At 60.7% G+C, this 16,082-nt stretch carries 21 protein-coding genes; 5 read left to right on the top strand and 16 right to left on the bottom strand.

Annotation, left to right across the window (positions count from 1 at the left end; all coding sequences use genetic code 11):
- Window positions 1–140: 140 nt before the first annotated feature.
- Window positions 141–878 (top strand): OmpW/AlkL family protein, encoded by a 738-nt coding sequence (locus HWE01_RS10960; RefSeq protein WP_241821824.1) that lies wholly within the window; start codon window positions 141–143, stop codon window positions 876–878.
- Between the two features lie 88 nt (window positions 879–966).
- Here HWE01_RS10960 and HWE01_RS10955 read toward each other — a convergent pair whose 3' ends face one another.
- Window positions 967–1,476: a flavin reductase family protein gene (locus HWE01_RS10955; RefSeq protein WP_008325604.1), complete on the bottom strand. Its 510-nt coding sequence runs from the start codon at window positions 1,474–1,476 to the stop codon at window positions 967–969.
- Between the two features lie 211 nt (window positions 1,477–1,687).
- On the opposite strand from HWE01_RS10955, the gene msrA reads away from it, so the two are divergent.
- Window positions 1,688–2,221 (top strand): peptide-methionine (S)-S-oxide reductase MsrA, encoded by a 534-nt coding sequence (gene msrA / locus HWE01_RS10950; protein ID WP_008325606.1) that lies wholly within the window; start codon window positions 1,688–1,690, stop codon window positions 2,219–2,221.
- Between the two features lie 95 nt (window positions 2,222–2,316).
- On the opposite strand, the gene HWE01_RS10945 is transcribed toward msrA, so the two are convergent.
- From HWE01_RS10945 to purB, 6 genes are all read right to left on the bottom strand, one after another.
- Window positions 2,317–3,525: a class I SAM-dependent methyltransferase gene (locus tag HWE01_RS10945; protein ID WP_241821823.1), complete on the bottom strand. Its 1,209-nt coding sequence runs from the start codon at window positions 3,523–3,525 to the stop codon at window positions 2,317–2,319.
- A gap of 57 nt (window positions 3,526–3,582) precedes the next feature.
- Window positions 3,583–4,218, bottom strand: coding sequence for a pyridoxamine 5'-phosphate oxidase (gene pdxH, locus HWE01_RS10940; protein WP_008325612.1), 636 nt, complete (start codon window positions 4,216–4,218; stop codon window positions 3,583–3,585).
- Between the two features lie 211 nt (window positions 4,219–4,429).
- A complete protein-coding gene (locus HWE01_RS10935) occupies window positions 4,430–5,002 on the bottom strand; it encodes a YceI family protein (protein ID WP_008325614.1) in 573 nt (190 codons plus the stop codon).
- A gap of 102 nt (window positions 5,003–5,104) precedes the next feature.
- Window positions 5,105–5,668 carry a YceI family protein gene (locus HWE01_RS10930; protein ID WP_241821822.1) on the bottom strand — a complete coding sequence of 188 codons (564 nt, stop codon included), beginning with the start codon at window positions 5,666–5,668 and terminating at the stop codon, window positions 5,105–5,107.
- Between the two features lie 65 nt (window positions 5,669–5,733).
- Window positions 5,734–6,258 carry a cytochrome b gene (locus HWE01_RS10925; protein ID WP_241821821.1) on the bottom strand — a complete coding sequence of 175 codons (525 nt, stop codon included), beginning with the start codon at window positions 6,256–6,258 and terminating at the stop codon, window positions 5,734–5,736.
- Window positions 6,259–6,562: 304 nt separating this feature from the next.
- Window positions 6,563–7,930 carry an adenylosuccinate lyase gene (gene purB, locus HWE01_RS10920; protein WP_034349750.1) on the bottom strand — a complete coding sequence of 456 codons (1,368 nt, stop codon included), beginning with the start codon at window positions 7,928–7,930 and terminating at the stop codon, window positions 6,563–6,565.
- Between the two features lie 241 nt (window positions 7,931–8,171).
- Between purB and HWE01_RS10915 the strand changes: the two genes are divergently transcribed.
- Window positions 8,172–8,786, top strand: a complete 615-nt coding sequence (locus HWE01_RS10915) for a glutathione S-transferase family protein (RefSeq protein ID WP_008325623.1) — start codon at window positions 8,172–8,174, stop codon at window positions 8,784–8,786.
- A gap of 87 nt (window positions 8,787–8,873) precedes the next feature.
- On the opposite strand, the gene bfr is transcribed toward HWE01_RS10915, so the two are convergent.
- From bfr to HWE01_RS10870, 9 genes are all read right to left on the bottom strand, one after another.
- The gene (gene bfr, locus HWE01_RS10910; protein ID WP_008325625.1) at window positions 8,874–9,353 is read right to left on the bottom strand and encodes a bacterioferritin; all 480 of its coding nucleotides are present in this window, start codon (window positions 9,351–9,353) and stop codon (window positions 8,874–8,876) included.
- Between the two features lie 279 nt (window positions 9,354–9,632).
- Window positions 9,633–10,049: an ExbD/TolR family protein gene (locus HWE01_RS10905; RefSeq protein WP_008325633.1), complete on the bottom strand. Its 417-nt coding sequence runs from the start codon at window positions 10,047–10,049 to the stop codon at window positions 9,633–9,635.
- Window positions 10,049–10,780: a MotA/TolQ/ExbB proton channel family protein gene (locus HWE01_RS10900; protein WP_039786252.1), complete on the bottom strand. Its 732-nt coding sequence runs from the start codon at window positions 10,778–10,780 to the stop codon at window positions 10,049–10,051. The genes HWE01_RS10905 and HWE01_RS10900 overlap by 1 nt, the downstream gene beginning before the upstream one ends.
- A gap of 93 nt (window positions 10,781–10,873) precedes the next feature.
- Complete coding sequence (locus HWE01_RS10895; RefSeq protein WP_008325637.1) at window positions 10,874–11,572, bottom strand: energy transducer TonB; 699 nt, start codon at window positions 11,570–11,572, stop codon at window positions 10,874–10,876.
- Window positions 11,573–11,581: 9 nt separating this feature from the next.
- The gene (locus HWE01_RS10890; RefSeq protein WP_008325638.1) at window positions 11,582–11,809 is read right to left on the bottom strand and encodes a (2Fe-2S)-binding protein; all 228 of its coding nucleotides are present in this window, start codon (window positions 11,807–11,809) and stop codon (window positions 11,582–11,584) included.
- 46 nt (window positions 11,810–11,855) lie between these two features.
- Window positions 11,856–12,176, bottom strand: coding sequence for a hypothetical protein (locus tag HWE01_RS10885; protein WP_008325640.1), 321 nt, complete (start codon window positions 12,174–12,176; stop codon window positions 11,856–11,858).
- A 98-nt stretch (window positions 12,177–12,274) separates the two neighbouring features.
- Entirely contained in the window at window positions 12,275–12,463 is a 189-nt protein-coding gene (gene hemP / locus HWE01_RS10880; protein ID WP_008325641.1) for a hemin uptake protein HemP, read from the bottom strand.
- A gap of 219 nt (window positions 12,464–12,682) precedes the next feature.
- On the bottom strand, window positions 12,683–13,789 hold the full coding sequence (gene mnmA, locus HWE01_RS10875) for a tRNA 2-thiouridine(34) synthase MnmA (protein WP_008325643.1): 1,107 nt from the start codon (window positions 13,787–13,789) through the stop codon (window positions 12,683–12,685).
- Window positions 13,790–13,846: 57 nt separating this feature from the next.
- Window positions 13,847–14,335: an NUDIX hydrolase gene (locus HWE01_RS10870; protein ID WP_008325648.1), complete on the bottom strand. Its 489-nt coding sequence runs from the start codon at window positions 14,333–14,335 to the stop codon at window positions 13,847–13,849.
- 167 nt (window positions 14,336–14,502) lie between these two features.
- On the opposite strand from HWE01_RS10870, the gene HWE01_RS10865 reads away from it, so the two are divergent.
- On the top strand, window positions 14,503–15,618 hold the full coding sequence (locus HWE01_RS10865) for a Re/Si-specific NAD(P)(+) transhydrogenase subunit alpha (RefSeq protein ID WP_008325649.1): 1,116 nt from the start codon (window positions 14,503–14,505) through the stop codon (window positions 15,616–15,618).
- 84 nt (window positions 15,619–15,702) lie between these two features.
- The gene (gene panD, locus HWE01_RS10860; RefSeq protein ID WP_006461708.1) at window positions 15,703–16,065 is read left to right on the top strand and encodes an aspartate 1-decarboxylase; all 363 of its coding nucleotides are present in this window, start codon (window positions 15,703–15,705) and stop codon (window positions 16,063–16,065) included.
- The last annotated feature ends 17 nt before the right edge of the window (window positions 16,066–16,082 follow it).

Genomic DNA, 16,082 nt, shown 5'->3' with positions numbered 1-16,082 from the left:
GTAAAAACGCGTATCCATCAGTTACGTGAACTTACGCAGAATAATGAAAAAACGGTAACCAGCCGTGAACCCAATCCCGTCAGACGCCAGACGTCGGGAATAAAAAATCCGGGCACTGCCCGCAACTCTTGGAGACAGCAATGCAAAAACAATTTTCCTTCCTGCCCAAAATCGCCGCCCTGTCCGTGATGGCGGCGTGCGCTGTACCGGCCATGGCGCAGACGGCGGGCAGCAATATCGTCAACCTGGGCTGGTTCCATCTGGCGCCGCAGGATTCCAGTGGTGGCCTGACCAAGCTCAATGGCCCCAGCGCCGGCAGCTTCCCGAACCGCACCTCTTCGGTCAGCGATGCCGATACGGTCGGCATCGCCTTCACGCACTTCTTCACCGACAACTTTGCCTTGACCGCAGACCTGGGGATTCCCCCGGAATTCAAGCTCAAGGGCACAGGCGACCTGCAAGCGCTGGGTGAACTGGGCAAGGCCAAGCAGTGGAGCCCGGCGATCGTCGCCAAGTACTACTTCGGTGGTGCCAATGATGCCTTCCGTCCCTTCGTGGGCGCGGGTGTGACCTATGTGTGGTATTCGGATGTGTCGCTGTCGCGCAGCTTCCAGAATTCCGCTTCGCTCAACAGCGGCGGCACGGCCACGGCCAGCCTGAGCTCCTCGTGGGCGCCGGTGCTCACGGGTGGTGCGACCTATGCCTTCAACGATCGCTGGTCTGCCAGCCTGTCGGTTTCCTACATCCCGCTCAAGACCGACGCGGACATCACCGCCCAACCGGCGGGCTCCCTGGCGGCACTGGGTGCACAGCGTTACAAGACAACCATCACGCTGGATCCGATCGTGACCTTCCTGTCGATCGGCTACAAGTTCTAAGTCGGCAACACGGCTGAAAAAATGGCGCCCGGAGCAATCCGGGCGCCATTTTCATTGATGCGACCGGCAACAGCGCCGGCCCTGGTGTTCAGAATGTTTCGGTCTTGACGAAGCGGCCATTGTGGAAGACCAGGGCAGCCTTCGGATCGACTTCGCAGTGTTCGACTTCACCGACGAAGATGACGTGGTCGCCTTCCGGATACTGGCTGCGGTTGTGGCATTCGAACCAGGCCGAGGCGCCATCCAGCACGGGCTGTCCGGTGCGCGAGAGGGAGTAGGGCACGCCTTCGAAGCGGTTTTCCATCTTGCTGGCGAACTGCTGCGCCAGATGTGCCTGGTCGGCGCCGAGGATGTTGATGACGTAATGCGAATTGCCGGAGAACACCGGCAGGCTGTTGGCGCGCGTACCCAGGCTCCACAGCACGAGAGGCGGGTCCAGCGAGACCGAGTTGAAGGAGCTGGCGGTCAGTCCCAGCAGGCTGCCATCGGCCAGCCGGGTGGTGATGACGGTGACGCCCGTGGCGAACTGCGACAGGGCCTGGCGAAAGTGCGCCGCGTCGAACTGACGCGCTTCGGCGCGGGGGAAACGTGTGTGCATCGGGAGTCTGGTTGGAGGTCGAAGCGCCCGGTATTTGCCTTGCGGACAGCCGGTCAATGCGCAGAGATGCACATGATAGCGGATCGCGCGCAGTCTTGCCGTGCCGGCCGGTCACGGTTGCCTGGCAGCTTGACACTGCTTCACATCGACCGTACCTGAAGCACTGAATTGGGGTAAAGTTTGGCAACAAGCAACTTAACGGGAGAACATCATGGCCACGGAAATTGCAGTACTCGGCGGCGGCTGCTTCTGGTGCCTGGAAGCGGTCTACCAGCAGGTCAAGGGCGTGCAGTCGGTGGAGTCCGGCTATACCGGCGGCAGCGTCGCCAATCCCAGTTATGAACAGGTGTGTGGCGGTCAGACCGGGCATGCGGAAGTGGTCAAGCTGGCCTTCGATCCGCAGCAGATCAGCTTCCGCGAGATTCTGGAAATTTTCTTCACCATCCATGATCCGACCACGCTCAACAGACAGGGCAATGACGTGGGCACGCAATATCGTTCAGTTATTTACTATCAGGACGACATCCAGCACGACACGGCCAGACACATCATCGCCGAGATGGCGCTGGTATGGGACGCCCCCATCGTGACCGAACTCTCGCCGCCGCAAACCTATTACCGTGCCGAGGACTACCATCAGAACTACTTCGTGCAGCATCCCTTCCAGGGCTACTGCGCCTTCGTGGTGGCGCCCAAGGTGGCCAAGCTGCGGGAGGTGTTTGCCGAGAAGAGCAAGCCTGAATAAAGCCTCGCTGCGCATCACTACTTACCACGTATGACGTACAACGGGCCTGCCCCCGGAAGAGGGCAGGCCCGTTGCTTTATGGAGCTGGCGAATGCTTATTGTTGTGCGTAGATGTACTTGCGCGACCAGGGCAGCTGCTGTGCGCTGCGGCCGGCCTTGGTGCAGATGACCTGATACAGCGAAATCCAGTCACGTTCGAAACCGTAAGCACTGCCGGCCAGGTAGACGCGCCAGATGCGGTAGCGCTTCTCGTCGGTCACGCGATGGATGGCCTCGGCATTGGCTTCGAAATTGTCGGCCCAGATACCGCAGGTGCGGGCATAGTGGCGCCGCAGGTTTTCCACGTCAAAGGCTTCCAGTCCGCCTTCCTGCATGGTCCGTAGTACCGTGCTGATGTGCGGCAGTTCGCCGGCGGGGAAGACGTACTTGTCGATGAACTCACCGGCGCCATAGGGCGACTCGCCATTCTCGATGTCGGTGCTGGTGATGCCGTGGTTCATGGCCATGCCGCCATCGGCCAGCAGCTTCCTGATCTGGGCAAAATACGTCGGCAAATTCTTGATGCCCACATGCTCGAACATGCCCACGGAGGTGATGCGGTCGAAGGTGCCGGTGACGTCGCGGTAGTCCTGCAGGCGGATTTCGATGCGGTCGCTGAGACCGGCCGCTTCCACCCGCTCACGTGCCAGGGCGTACTGGTTCCTGGAGAGCGTCACCCCCACGCAGCGCGCGCCAAATTTCTGCGCCGCCCGCAATACCAGTGCGCCCCAGCCGCAACCGATGTCGAGCAGGGTCTGGCCGGGCTTCAACTGGATCTTCTGCAGGATGTGGTCGATCTTCTTGAGCTGGGCCGTGGCGAGGTCCTCGTCGCCGTTCTCGAAGTAGGCGCAGGAATACACCATGTTCTCATCCAGGAACAGCTTGTAGAAGTCGTTGGAGACATCGTAGTGATACTGGATGGCTTCGGCGTCGCGCTTCTTGGTGTGCGTCACGTTGCGCACCATGCGGCCCAGCCGGCCCTCGGCCTTGAGGGTGTTGGAAGCCAGGCCGTTGGCGACCTGAATGATGCTCTTGACCTTGCCCTCGACCTCGATCTTGCCCTCGACGTAGGCCTCGCCCAGGTTGGCCAGCGAGGGCGTGAGCAGTGAAGTGATGGCTGAGGCATGCGGAACCTTGAGCGTGACTTCGGGCGTGCCGCTGCTGAAGTCGTAATGCTGTCCGTTCCATAGCTCCAGCCGCAGTGGCAGGGCCGACACGTTGCGAATGTTTTCTACCCAGGCGTCTAGCTTCTTTTCCCAAAACACGATGTCCTCCGCGTCAGTGATGAATGCTGTACGGCCCTGCCTGGCATGGGGATGTCGTCAGGGCTGCAGGCGCTGCCGTTGCCACTGGCCCGCATCGGAACGCGTATAGAGCACGCGGTCGTGCATGCGGGAGGGGCGGCCTTGCCAGAATTCAATGCGATCGGGAATCACGCGGTAACCGCCCCAGTGCTGCGGACGGGTCGGATGCTCCCCGAACTGTTGCTTGGTCGTTTCGTATTGCTGCTCCAGTGCCTCGCGGCTGGCCACGGTCCGGCTCTGCTGCGAGGCGATCGCGCCGAGCTGGCTGGCCAGCGGGCGACTGTAGAAGTACGCGTCGCTTTCTTCCATGCTCACGCGCTCGATCTTTCCTTCGATGCGGACCTGGCGTTCAAGTTCTACCCAGTGGAACAGCAGCGCCACGTAGGGATTTTCCGCTACATCGACGCCCTTGCGGCTGTCGTAGTTGGTAAACCAGGTAAAGCCCTGCGCATCGAACTGCTTGATCAGCACGATGCGCGAAGAAGGCCGCCCATCGGCCCCGACGGTGGCCACGCTCATGGCGTTGGGCTCGGGGACCTGGGCCTTGGTCGCTTCCTCGAACCAGACGGCAAACTGGTCAATCGGGTCGGCGGCCGTGTCGACTTCGGACAGGCTGGCGCGGCTGTAGTCTTTACGTAGGTCTGCTAACGACATGCTTCTTGCTCCTTGGGGAGTAGCGCTAGATTAGCGCGTTTCAAAATGTTTTGCAGAGCAGCAAAACGGCGAATGCGAGCCATTGTGCGGCCTGGCAGCCGATTGCTCCATGATCGCAAGCAAGGCGCGCCAATAAAAAAGCCGATGCATTATCGCATCGGCTTTCACGCCTGGCCTGGGCGGAACCAGGTCCCGCCCGTACCGGGAAAGATCAGTTGGTCTTGATGGCTTCGACCTGGATGGCCAGCTTGGTCTCCATCGAGAAGCCATATTTGGCACCGTAGTCGATACCGAAGTCGGCGCGGTTGAAGGATGCCGAGGCATCGCCGCCACAGACTTCGCGCTTGAGCATGGGATGCTGGATGCAGGTGAACTTGTTCAGGGTCAGGGTGACCGGCTTGGTCACGCCGTGCAGGGTCAGCTTGCCTTCGACCGTGGCCGGCTTGTCGCCGTTGAACTTGATCGTGCCCTTGTATTCGGCGGTGGGGTACTTGGCGACGTCGAACATGTCGGCGCTCTTGGCGTGATCGTTCATCTTGGCCATGCCGAAGTCGATCGAGGCGGTGTCGACAATGATGTCCACGGTGCCGGTCTTGGCGGCGCGATCCAGCGTGACGGTACCGCTGGTCTTGTCGAACTTGCCGCGCCAGATGGACACGCCCATGTGGTCCGCTTCAAAGCTGGGATAGGTGTGGCTGGGGTCGATGCTGTAGGTGTCAGCCGCGTTGGCGGAGACGGCGGCAGTGGCCGTGAGCAGAGCGAGCAGGAGGTGATTCAGTTTCATGTGTATTGATTCCTTGAGTGAGAAAAACCGCTGGGGAGCCCGCCCCTTGCAGGGCGGTGCGTCATGGCGCGGAACGACTTCTTGTGATGTTGTCGGGTCGAATTACTGGGCGACGATGTGGAACTTGATGCTCACCTCATCGGCCACCATGCCGGTATCCTTCCATTCACCTTCGCCGATGTTGTAGGTCAGGCGCTTGATGGGGAGCACACCGTCGAAGACTTGCGCAGCACCGTCCTTCTTGACGGTCAGCGGGAAGCTGACATCGGTGGTCTTGCCCTTGATGGTCAGCTTGCCGGCCACGTCATACTTGCCTGCCCCGGCGGCCTTGATGCTGCTGCTCACGAAGCTGGCCTTGGGGAACTGGGCGGCGTTGAACCATTCCTTCTTCTGCACTTCCTTGTTGTACTCGGCTTCACCCAGGTCGAAGCTGGAGACGTCGATGTCCACCGAGGCCTTGCCCTGTTCCGGCTTGGCGGCGTCGAAGTCGATGGCGGCGTTGATCTTCTTGAACTTGGCATCGACCGGCACGTTCAGTTGCTTGAAGGTGGCGACGACGGTGCTCTTGGCGGCATCCACCTTGAGCGGGGCCGCCTGGGCGGAGAGGGTGAGGCAGGCCGTGGCGAGGGCCAGCAGGGTGGGTTTGAAGAAGCGGGAGGTGGTCATGGCGGGTTCCGTAAAAAAAAACGAGCAATATGAATGTTCTTGCGTAACAAGCGGCTTGCAGGGCATCAGGGCAGCATGCGCTTGAAGATATTGTCGCGATCGATGAACTGATGCTTCAGCGCAGCCAGCACGTGCAGGGCAAAGGCGGCCAGCAGGGTCATGTTGAGCCAGTAGTGCAGCTCCTTGAGCAGCGGCTTGAGCTCAGGGCTGGGGGCCATGAGCACCGGCAGCGGCAACACACCGAGATACACCACCGGAACGCCCGCAGAGAGGCTGTAGAAATAGCCCGAGACCGGAATGGCGAACATCAGCACATACAGCCCCAGGTGCAGACCATGCGCGGCCGATTGCTGCCAGCCCGGCATGTTGGCCGGATAGGCCGGAGCCTTGTGCGTGAGACGCCACAGCAGTCGCACGCAGACCAGGGCCAGCACGGTCACGCCCAGCCACTTGTGCCAGGAAAAATACTTCAGCTTGGTCGGCGTCAGGCCGGGAATGTTGACCATGGTCAGTCCCAGACCGAAGGCGGAGATGATCAACAAGGCAATCAGCCAGTGCAGCAGCACGGCGGGTTTGGTATAGCGTTCCATAGGATGTGGCGAGCGTAGGTGGCAGTTGGAGCGGCTGGCTCTGCAATGGTTCTGCAGGCGGGCGGGCCGGGCTGGCGTCGAGAAATCCCGAAAGATTCCTGGCGGCAAGCGATCATGCCACTTTTTTTGACCTTGCCGAGTATAAAGAGCTTTGGCTGCTCGCATTACTCGCTGAAATGGCACTTCAGCCGTCCGGTTTTGCGAGTAATCCTCAGAATGCTTCACGATTTTGATGGCATAAATGAAAAATGGCGCACATTGCTGTGCGCCATTCGTTCAGTTTGTGGATCTTGAAGAGGAACGATCAGATTTGCTTGGCCAGTTCCACGGCGGTGCCGATGTAATTGGCCGGGGTCATGGCCAGCAGATGATCCTTGGCCTCTTGCGGGATGGCCAGGCCATTGATGAAGTCGCGCAGGGCGTCCTTGGAGATGCCTTTGCCGCGGGTCAGCTCCTTGAGTTGCTCATACGGATTCTCGATGCCATAGCGGCGCATGACGGTCTGCACCGGCTCGGCCAGCACTTCCCAGGTGGCGTCGAGGTCGTCGGCCAGGCGCTGCGGATTCACTTCCAGCTTGTTCAGGCCGCGCAGGCAGCTGTCGTAGGCCAGCAGGGTGTAGCCGAAGCCCACGCCGATGTTGCGCAGCACGGTGGAATCGGTCAGGTCACGCTGCCAGCGCGAGACCGGCAGCTTTTCGGCCAGGTGCTTCAGGACCGCATTGGCCATGCCCAGGTTGCCTTCGGAGTTTTCGAAGTCGATCGGATTGACCTTGTGCGGCATGGTCGAGGAGCCGATTTCGCCGGCCTTGGTGCGCTGCTTGAAGTAGCCCAGGGAGATGTAGCCCCAGATGTCGCGGTTCAGGTCCAAGAGGATGGTGTTGGTGCGGGCCACGGCATCGAACAGCTCGGCCATGTAGTCGTGCGGCTCGATCTGGATGGTGTAGGGGTTGAAGGTCAGGCCCAGGCGCTTTTCCACGACATCCTTGGAGAAGGCGGCCCAGTCGGTCTGCGGGTAGGCCGACAGGTGGGCGTTGTAGTTGCCCACGGCACCGTTCATCTTGCCCAGGATCTCGACGGCGGCGATGCGCTTGGCTGCGCGTTGCAGGCGCGCCACGACGTTGGCCACTTCCTTGCCCAGGGTGGTCGGGCTGGCCGGCTGGCCGTGGGTACGCGAGAGCATCGGCACGGCGGCGTGTTCGTGGGCCAGCGCGGTGAGCTTGGCGATGACGGCTTGCAGCGAGGGCAGCAGCACGGTGTCACGCGCGGCCTTCAACATCATGCCGTGCGAGGTGTTGTTGATGTCTTCGGAGGTGCAGGCGAAGTGGATGAATTCGGAAGCGGCCACCAGTTCGGGCACATCCTTCACTTTTTCCTTGAGCCAATATTCGACCGCCTTCACGTCGTGGTTGGTGACGGCTTCGATTTCCTTGATGCGGGCGGCGTCGGCTTCGGTGAAGTCGGCGGCCAGCTTGTCCAGCAGCGCGCGCGCCTGGGCCGAGAACGGCTTGATCTCGGCAAAACCGGCTTCGGACAGCGCTTGCAGCCAGGCAATCTCGACCTTCACGCGATGGTGCATGAAGCCCGCTTCAGACAGCAGCGGACGCAGTTGATCGGTCTTGGAGGCGTAGCGGCCATCCAGCGGGGACAGGGCCGAGAGAGCAGAGAGGGACATGATGGAAAAGATGAAAACGGATGAGATGCGTTGACTGAAGATTGGCGAGTTTTGGCAGGCTTTTGTGCCAAAACCCGAACCGCCCGAGCCAAGCATTTTACCATCGGCACGCCGGACGGCCCAATTTTCCCGTCCGGCGCGGTCCGCAGGGACCGTTGCTTTCCGTTCCTGGCTTGATTCTTCATAAATTTGTCAGGAAATGCGAATGTTATAATCGAACGAGATCATTACTCCACACGCTATGCTAAAACTCATCGGCTCCAATGCCAGTCCGTTCGTGCGCAAGGTGCGCGTCGTGATGGCCGAAAAAAAGATCGATTACGAATTCCTCCTGGAAGATGTCTGGAGTGCATCGACCACCATCCAGGAAAGCAATCCGCTGGGCAAGGTGCCCTGCCTGTTGATGGATGATGGCGGTGCCATGTTCGATTCGCGGGTGATCGTCGAATACCTCGATACTCTCACGCCGGTAGGCAAGCTGCTGCCGCCGAACGGTCGCGAACGCGCCGAGATCAAGTGTTGGGAAGCGCTGGCCGACGGCGCGCTGGATGCGGCCGTGCTGGTACGTCTGGAAAAGACCTTGCGTCCAACCAAGCAGCAGAGTCCGGAATGGATCAAGCGCCAATGGAGCAAGGTCGAGGCGTCGTTGAAGGCGATGGCCGACGGCCTGGGGGAAAAGCCCTTCTGCGTGGGCAACCACTACACCCTGGCCGACGTGGCCGTGGGTTGTGCACTGGGCTGGCTGGCATTCCGTTTCCCGGACCTGGCGTGGCGCGAGGATCATCCCCAGCTGGCACGCCTGTTTGACAAGGTGTCGGAACGGGCCAGCTTCAAGGAAACCGTGCCGCATCTGTGAGGCAATGCAACATTGCCGTCCTGGTGATGGACCCATGAAAAAAGCGCGCCCGGATGAGCGCGCTTTTTGTTTGCCCGGGGCTGGCGATTACTCGCTGGCCGGGGACATCTGGCTTTGCAGGTAATTCTGGATGCCGACCTTGTCGATCAGATCCAGTTGGGTTTCCAGCCAGTCGATGTGTTCTTCGGTGTCGTCCAGGATCATCTGGAACAGTTCGCGCGAGACGTAATCGCCATGCTGCTCGCAGGTGGCGATGCCTTCCTTGACGGTCTTGTGGGCCGCCTGTTCCAGCTTCAGGTCGCATTGCAGCATTTCCTGGGTGTTTTCGCCGATCATCAGCTTGTGCAGCGCTTGCAGATTGGGCAGGCCATCGAGCATCAGGATACGGTCGATCAGTTTGTCAGCGTGCTTCATTTCGCCGATGGATTCGGCGTATTCCTTGGCGCCGATCTTGTCCAGGCCCCAGTGCTTGTACATGCGCGCATGCAGGAAGTACTGGTTGATGGCGGTGAGCTCATTGGTCAGTTGAGCATTGAGCAACTTGATGACTGCGGGATCGCCTTTCATGGGGATTACCTTTAAAAATGATGTGAGAGGAAAACCGCGTTAATTATGGGTGACGTATAGCTGCCGGACCGCGGACGGTCGGATGATAGTCGAGTTGGTTTGATTGTTCATCAAGAATTAGCAGTAATCATTCTTACCTTGATTGTCTCGTTGACTGAAAATCAAAAAAAACCTCCCTCGCGACGCGAGGGAGGTTTTCCGGGAGCAGGCCCGCCTGGCAGGCGCATGCGGGGATGCGCCTTGCCGGGCAGCAGTCCCTGGTGGGCTTGCGACGGGGGATTACTTCTTGTCAGGATCGGTCACGAAACCGATCTTGGTGAGTCCCCCGGATTGCACGGCCGACATCACCTGCGCCACCTTTTCATACTGGGTGGTGCGCTCGGCGCGCAGGTGGATTTCGGGTTGCGGCTGCTTTTGTGCCGCTGTGGCGATGCGCACGCTCAATGCGCTGCTGTCGATCTTTTCCTCATTCCAGAACACGTTGCCGGCCGCGTCGATGGAAAGATTGATGCTTTCCGGCTTGACCTGGTCCGGCTGGCTGCTGGCCTTGGGCAGATCGATCTTGACCGCATGGTTCATCACCGGGATGGTGATGATGAAGATGATCAGCAAGACCAGCATCACATCCACCAGCGGCGTGGTGTTGATCTCGGGATTGAAATCGTCGTCCGAATCGGACAGGGAACCCATGCCCATCATGCCCTCCCGACGGCGGTCAGCTTGGCCTTGCCGCCATTGGGCTGGCCATCTTCACCGGCCGCGCGGGCACCGGTGACGAACAGGGCATGCAGGTCGAAGCCGAACTTGTTGAGCTTGGCGATGGTGGTCTTGTTGCCGCGCACCAGAGCGTTGTAGCCGAAGGTGGCGGGAATGGCCACGGCCAGACCCAGGGCGGTCATGATCAGGGCTTCGCCCACGGGACCGGCGACCTTGTCGATGCTGGCCTGGCCGGTGGTGCCGATGGACACCAGCGCGTGGTAGATGCCCCAGACGGTACCGAACAGGCCAACGAAGGGTGCGGTCGAGCCGACCGAGGCCAGCACGGCCATGCCGGTCTGCAGCTTGCCGGAGGCTTCGTCGATGGCCTGGCGCAGCGACAGGGTGACCCAGTCGCTCACTGACAGCTGGTCATGCAGGTGACCCTTGTGGGCGGTGTGGTGGCTCATGGCGGTAACACCGGCCTTGGCCACTTCGGCGAAGGGATTGTCATGACCCAAGGTGGCTACGCCTTCCGGCAGGCTGGTGGTATCCCAGAACTGGTGACCGGCAGCGGCCGAGGCCTTGCGGAAACGCAGCAGCTGGAAGGCCTTGGTGAAGATCACGTACCAGGACGCAATCGACATGGCCAGCAACAGGACGGCGACGCCCTTGGTAACGAAATCGCCTTGGGCCCAGAGGCTTTCCAATCCGTACGGACTAACTTCCATGATGTTTCCTTCTATTTTTGGCTATCAGATGGGGAATGATGAAACGAAATGACTGCATGGCCGGGAAAACCCCGGCCAGGCCAGATGCTTTGCTCAGTTCAGGCGGAAGGCCAGGCTGCCGACCGTGCTGACGGTGATCGCACGGCCGTTTTCGATGTACGGCTTGAAGACGGCACGCATGATGGCGTTGCGGGCAGCATCATCCAGGCGCGAATAACCGGAAGACTTGGTGATCTCGACCTTTTCGGCACGACCGCTGGTGTTGACCGTCACGCGGAACTCCACCACGCCTTCTTCACCCATGCGGCGCGAGACGCTGGGATAGGTCGGGTTGGGCTTCTCGATGTATTCGATGCCGGAGGTGATCTGCTTGGGCAGTACCGGGCCGGGTGGGGCGGCCGGGGCCGGGGTCGGTTCGGCGGCCACCTGCGGCGCGGGCGCAGCCGGTTGCGGCGGCTGGGGCGGTGCGGTGATGGCGGTCGGGGCCGGGGTTTCGGTCACCGGGATCGGTTTGGGCGGGGTCACGACCTTCTTGACGATCTTCACCGGTTTGGGAGGGGCCGGCTCGGCCTTGGGCGGCGCGGGTTCGGGCGCCTTCTCGGGGACGATGAAGGTGGCGATCACTTCCTTGGGAACGGCGCTGGCAACCTGGTGGACCAGGCCGCTTTGCAGCGCCCAGAAAAAGGCGATGTGCAACAGGATGATCAGGCCCAGGGGGCCGATCTTGCGTGCCTGGCGCATCAGGGCGCTGGGTGGGCTGATACTCATGAGAGACGGTGAAATGGCGTTCATTGATCTTAATCAGGCGGCGACCAGCGAGGGATGGAACACCATCGGACGCGCACCTTGCTGTGTTTGACGGGAACTGCTGAGGCATTCGCGCAGGACGTTCTTGGCGCAGGAATGGCATTTGCCGCAGCAAGTCCCCACGCCAAGCTGCTTGCGCAGCTCGGCCATGGAGGTCATGCCTGCGTCGACCGCCTGATGGATCTTGCCTTCAGAGATGTTGTTACAAACACATACGATCATTTTACGCCTTGCTGCCTGCTTCATCAGGCTCTTGTCTTGACGATGGCTAGGATCTCGCTCCTGCAACCATGCGCGAGAAGAAGTTGAATTTTTCCTGCGGCGGCATCGTCCGTTCCACCACATGCGCCCACTGTTCCGACAACTGCTGGCAGGTCGCCCGCAGCACCGGTGCCAGATTGGGCAAATCCGCCAGCGCCTTCAGGTGTCTTTCGATCACCGAAGCCAGCTTCACGCAGCTCTGCGTTTCCTGGCTGTTGTTGGCGGTGTAGTGCGACATCAGATGCAGCACGGCGGACACCAGAAGTTCAGGCTGGGCCGGTGCGTTGCTCGGTTCCACGAATGTGGACGTCATGTTCTCGTTGACCATCAAACTCTCCTCGCTGGGCTAGCTTGGCTGGCGGTGCGTCATGACGGACGACACTGGCTGGCCTGTTTATGGATCCACCTGGTCTTGATGCTGCCGGCTTACGCCGTCAGGATCAGCTTGTTCAACTGCGTCAGCCGCAGCTTGTAGATGCGGCCGCCATGATCGATCTCCAGTTCGCGCATCTGACGGAACAGGTCCGTGCTCTTGATGCGTGTGATCGGAGTCCCGTTGGCGGTCGTGCCCGGCTTGTTGCGACGGTCCATGCTGTTGTCGTTCAGTTGGCTCATTACAATCACCTCCTATTAAATGCGAACAATTCTTATTTAGATTATTTGCGATTTGCGGCGGGATTGCAAGTCCTTTTATCGCCCTGATTGATAATTTTTATCACTTAGGGTCTTGCGGGAAACACTTCAAGGCTAACAAGGCTGTCAAGCTTGCCCAAAAGAAAACGCCCCGCCGCGAAGTTCGCGCACGGGGCGTTCAAGAATTGCCTTGATGAAAGATCAGTCCGGCAGGGCAGCGCTTTCGATGATGCCGCCACCCAGACAGACGTCGCCGTCGTACAGTACTGCCGACTGTCCCGGGGTGACCGCCCATTGCGGCGTGTCGAAGGCCAGCGAGAAGCTGCTGCCGGCATCGGCAAAGCCACAGGGTACGTCAGCCTGGCGGTAGCGCGTCTTGGCCGACAGTGCCGGCAGTTGCGGCGCGTGGCCTGCCACCCAGCTGATCTGTCCGGCCGACAGCGTCGGCGAGAGCAGCCAGGGATGCTCATGTCCCTGGACGATATAGAGGGTGTTGTTGTCCACATCCTTGCGCGCCACGTACCAGGCATCGCCATGGCCATCGGCGTTCTGGTGCGCCTTCAGGCCGCCGATGCCGATGCCCTTGCGCTGGCCCAGCGTATAGAAGGACAGGCCCACGTGTTCACCCACCGTCTTGCCATCGGCGGTCTTGATGGGGCCGGGCTTGTAGGAAAGATAACGGTTCAGGAATTCACGGAAAGGCCGCTCGCCGATGAAGCAGATGCCGGTCGAGTCCTTCTTCTTCGCATTGGGCAGTTGCAACTGCTCGGCGATCTTGCGCACTTCGGTCTTGTGGATCTCGCCCAAGGGGAAGACCGTGCGCGAGAGTTGCTCCTGATTCAGGCGATGCAGGAAATAACTCTGATCCTTGCTGGCGTCGAGCGCCTTGAGCAGCTGGAAGTCACCCTGCGGCCCCTGGCGCACTCGCGCGTAGTGGCCGGTGGCGATCAGGTCGGCGCCCAGCTTCATGGCGTGATCGAGGAAAGCCTTGAACTTGATCTCGGCATTGCACAGCACATCCGGATTGGGCGTGCGGCCAGCCTGGTATTCGCGCAGGAATTCGGCGAAGACGCGATCCTTGTATTCGGAAGCAAAATTGACTGCCTCGATATCCACCCCGACCACATCGGCCACGCTGACCGCGTCGATCCAGTCTTCGCGGGTGGAGCAGTATTCCGAATCGTCGTCATCTTCCCAGTTCTTCATGAACAGGCCGATGACTTCATAGCCCTGTTCCTTCAGCAGCCATGCCGATACCGACGAATCCACGCCGCCCGACATGCCGATGACTACTCTTTTCTTGCTCATGTTGTTTCCGTTCAATGCGGCCTCCCGTAAAGAAGTCCGCCAGGTGATGCGCCCGCGTCAGGCGGGCAGGGTGCCGATGGCGCTGGGATCCGTATGCACCAGTTCCAGCGCTGCGCGCTGGCCGGCCAGGTAATCGTCCACGCAACGCAACACCAATGGGCTGCGATGTCGTCCGGCGCAAGCCGCCAGTTCGTCGCGTGTCATCCAGACGGCACGCACGATGCCCTCGTCCAGCGGCCGGTCCAGGGCCTCGCCGACCGTCCCCGCAAAGGCAAAGCGCAGGTAGGTGACCGACAGGCCACCGCGCGAGGACGACACGTTGCGCGAAAGATAAGTCCCCACCAACGCCGTGGGTGTGAAGACATGCGCCGATTCTTCCAGCGCCTCGCGGACAGCCGCCTCGATCAGGGATTCGCCCGGTTCCAGATGGCCGGCCGGCTGGTTGATGCGCAGCCCGCCGGCGCTATGTTCCTCCACCATCAGAAAGCGCCCGTCGCGCTCGATGATGGCGGCTACGGTGACAGAGGGTTTCCAGACTTCAGACATTGATGACCTCGTGAATCCCTCATTTTACCCTGTCGAGGCCCATTCTTCAGCGCCAGCGCCGCTGTGGCGCGGCATCGCGAGGCTTTCTTGCAGGCTGGACAATTTCTCGCCCGGCAAGGCGAGTCGTGTAAGATTGGGCCAAGAATCCACAAAAAAAGGAGTCAGGAATGAGGATAGCGATCCCCGCCGAAAGCCGGGACGGAGAAACCCGTGTCGCCGCCACCCCCGAAACCGTCAAGAAACTGGTGGCGGCCCGGCACGAAGTGATGGTGGAGTCCGGCGCCGGGGTGAAGTCCAGCATTCCCGACGAGGCCTATGTGGCCGTCGGTGCCAGCATCGGCAGCGCCGAAGCCGTCTACACCGCCGAGATCCTGCTCAAGGTGCGCGCCCCCAATGAGGCCGAACGGGCTCGCCTCAAGCCGGGCACCGTGGTCATCGGCATGTTGAATCCCTTCGATGCCGACAACATCGCCGCCATGGCCGCCGCCGGCCTCACCGCTTTCGCTCTCGAAGCCGCACCCCGCACCACCCGCGCGCAATCGCTGGACGTGCTGTCCTCGCAGGCCAACATTGCCGGCTACAAGGCCGTGCTGATGGCCGCCAACACCTATCAGCGTTTCATGCCCATGCTGATGACAGCAGCTGGCACCGTGAAGGCTGCGCGCATGTTGATCATGGGCGCCGGGGTGGCGGGCCTGCAGGCCATTGCGACGGCCAAGCGCCTGGGGGCGGTGATCGAGGCTTCCGACGTGCGTCCGGCGGTCAAGGAACAGATCGAATCGCTGGGCGCCAAATTCCTTGACGTGCCCTTCCTGACCGAGGAAGAAAAAGAGATTGCCCAGGGCGTGGGCGGCTATGCCCGCCCCATGCCTGCGGACTGGATGAAGCGCCAGGCCGAGCTGGTCCACGAACGCGCCAAGCAGGCCGACATCATCATCACCACCGCCCTGATCCCCGGCCGCAAGGCACCGGTGCTCATCAGCGAAGACACGGTCAAGGCCATGAAGCCCGGTTCAGTGATCCTGGACATGGCAGTCGACCAGGGCGGCAACTGTCCCCTGTCGGAACCCGGCAAGACCGTCATCAAGCACGGCGTGCACATCATCGGCGAAGGCAATCTGGCGGCCCTGGTGGCGGCCGACGCCTCGGCGCTGTATGCGCGCAACGTGCTGGATTTCCTCAAGCTGATCATCGACGCCGAGGGCAAGCTGGTCATCAACAAGGAAGACGATATCGTCGCGGCCACGCTGCTCTGCCAGGGCGGCGAGATCCTGCGCAAATGAATCTGCCGGCCCGGGTCGGCAGAAAACCCGGGCGTTTAGCCCCCCTCAAGTCCATTACATTCAGAATCAAGAAGGAAGAAGTCCATGCAACGCATCATGCTGCGCGCCAAGATCCATCGCGCCTCGGTCACCCAGTGCGACCTGAACTATGAAGGTTCCTGCGGGATCGACGAAGACCTGCTGGAAGCGGCCGACATCCGCGAGTTCGAGAAGATCGAACTCTACAACGTCAACAATGGTGAACGTTTCTCCACCTATGCCATTCGCGGCAAGCGCGGCAGCGGCGAGATTTCACTCAATGGCGCGGCTGCCCGCCTGGCGCACCTGGGCGACCTGCTCATCATCTGTACCTATGCCCCGATGAGCGATGAAGAAGTCGCCACCTACAAGCCCAAGGTGGTCTTCGTGGACGACAAGAACCGCATCACCAGCCTCAAGGCAATCTGACCCTCGACAAGAACCAT

Origin of the sequence: Herbaspirillum sp. C7C8, assembly GCF_022627875.1 — a bacterium.
In the GTDB taxonomy this organism is placed as follows: domain Bacteria; phylum Pseudomonadota; class Gammaproteobacteria; order Burkholderiales; family Burkholderiaceae_D; genus Herbaspirillum.
The sequence above is the reverse complement of the archived record's forward strand: the minus strand, read 5'-3'. Positions and strand labels throughout refer to the sequence as shown.

What these genes read in the sequence shown, in the direction of transcription:
- HWE01_RS10960 (WP_241821824.1), top strand. Translation starts at nt 141, where the DNA reads ATGCAAAAACAATTTTCCTTCCTGCCCAAAATCGCCGCCCTGTCCGTG.
- HWE01_RS10955 (WP_008325604.1), bottom strand. Translation starts at nt 1,476, where the DNA reads ATGCACACACGTTTCCCCCGCGCCGAAGCGCGTCAGTTCGACGCGGCG.
- msrA (WP_008325606.1), top strand. Translation starts at nt 1,688, where the DNA reads ATGGCCACGGAAATTGCAGTACTCGGCGGCGGCTGCTTCTGGTGCCTG.
- pdxH (WP_008325612.1), bottom strand. Translation starts at nt 4,218, where the DNA reads ATGTCGTTAGCAGACCTACGTAAAGACTACAGCCGCGCCAGCCTGTCC.
- HWE01_RS10935 (WP_008325614.1), bottom strand. Translation starts at nt 5,002, where the DNA reads ATGAAACTGAATCACCTCCTGCTCGCTCTGCTCACGGCCACTGCCGCC.
- HWE01_RS10930 (WP_241821822.1), bottom strand. Translation starts at nt 5,668, where the DNA reads ATGACCACCTCCCGCTTCTTCAAACCCACCCTGCTGGCCCTCGCCACG.
- HWE01_RS10925 (WP_241821821.1), bottom strand. Translation starts at nt 6,258, where the DNA reads ATGGAACGCTATACCAAACCCGCCGTGCTGCTGCACTGGCTGATTGCC.
- purB (WP_034349750.1), bottom strand. Translation starts at nt 7,930, where the DNA reads ATGTCCCTCTCTGCTCTCTCGGCCCTGTCCCCGCTGGATGGCCGCTAC.
- HWE01_RS10915 (WP_008325623.1), top strand. Translation starts at nt 8,172, where the DNA reads ATGCTAAAACTCATCGGCTCCAATGCCAGTCCGTTCGTGCGCAAGGTG.
- bfr (WP_008325625.1), bottom strand. Translation starts at nt 9,353, where the DNA reads ATGAAAGGCGATCCCGCAGTCATCAAGTTGCTCAATGCTCAACTGACC.
- HWE01_RS10905 (WP_008325633.1), bottom strand. Translation starts at nt 10,049, where the DNA reads ATGGGCATGGGTTCCCTGTCCGATTCGGACGACGATTTCAATCCCGAG.
- HWE01_RS10900 (WP_039786252.1), bottom strand. Translation starts at nt 10,780, where the DNA reads ATGGAAGTTAGTCCGTACGGATTGGAAAGCCTCTGGGCCCAAGGCGAT.
- HWE01_RS10895 (WP_008325637.1), bottom strand. Translation starts at nt 11,572, where the DNA reads ATGAACGCCATTTCACCGTCTCTCATGAGTATCAGCCCACCCAGCGCC.
- HWE01_RS10890 (WP_008325638.1), bottom strand. Translation starts at nt 11,809, where the DNA reads ATGATCGTATGTGTTTGTAACAACATCTCTGAAGGCAAGATCCATCAG.
- HWE01_RS10885 (WP_008325640.1), bottom strand. Translation starts at nt 12,176, where the DNA reads ATGGTCAACGAGAACATGACGTCCACATTCGTGGAACCGAGCAACGCA.
- hemP (WP_008325641.1), bottom strand. Translation starts at nt 12,463, where the DNA reads ATGAGCCAACTGAACGACAACAGCATGGACCGTCGCAACAAGCCGGGC.
- mnmA (WP_008325643.1), bottom strand. Translation starts at nt 13,789, where the DNA reads ATGAGCAAGAAAAGAGTAGTCATCGGCATGTCGGGCGGCGTGGATTCG.
- HWE01_RS10870 (WP_008325648.1), bottom strand. Translation starts at nt 14,335, where the DNA reads ATGTCTGAAGTCTGGAAACCCTCTGTCACCGTAGCCGCCATCATCGAG.
- HWE01_RS10865 (WP_008325649.1), top strand. Translation starts at nt 14,503, where the DNA reads ATGAGGATAGCGATCCCCGCCGAAAGCCGGGACGGAGAAACCCGTGTC.
- panD (WP_006461708.1), top strand. Translation starts at nt 15,703, where the DNA reads ATGCAACGCATCATGCTGCGCGCCAAGATCCATCGCGCCTCGGTCACC.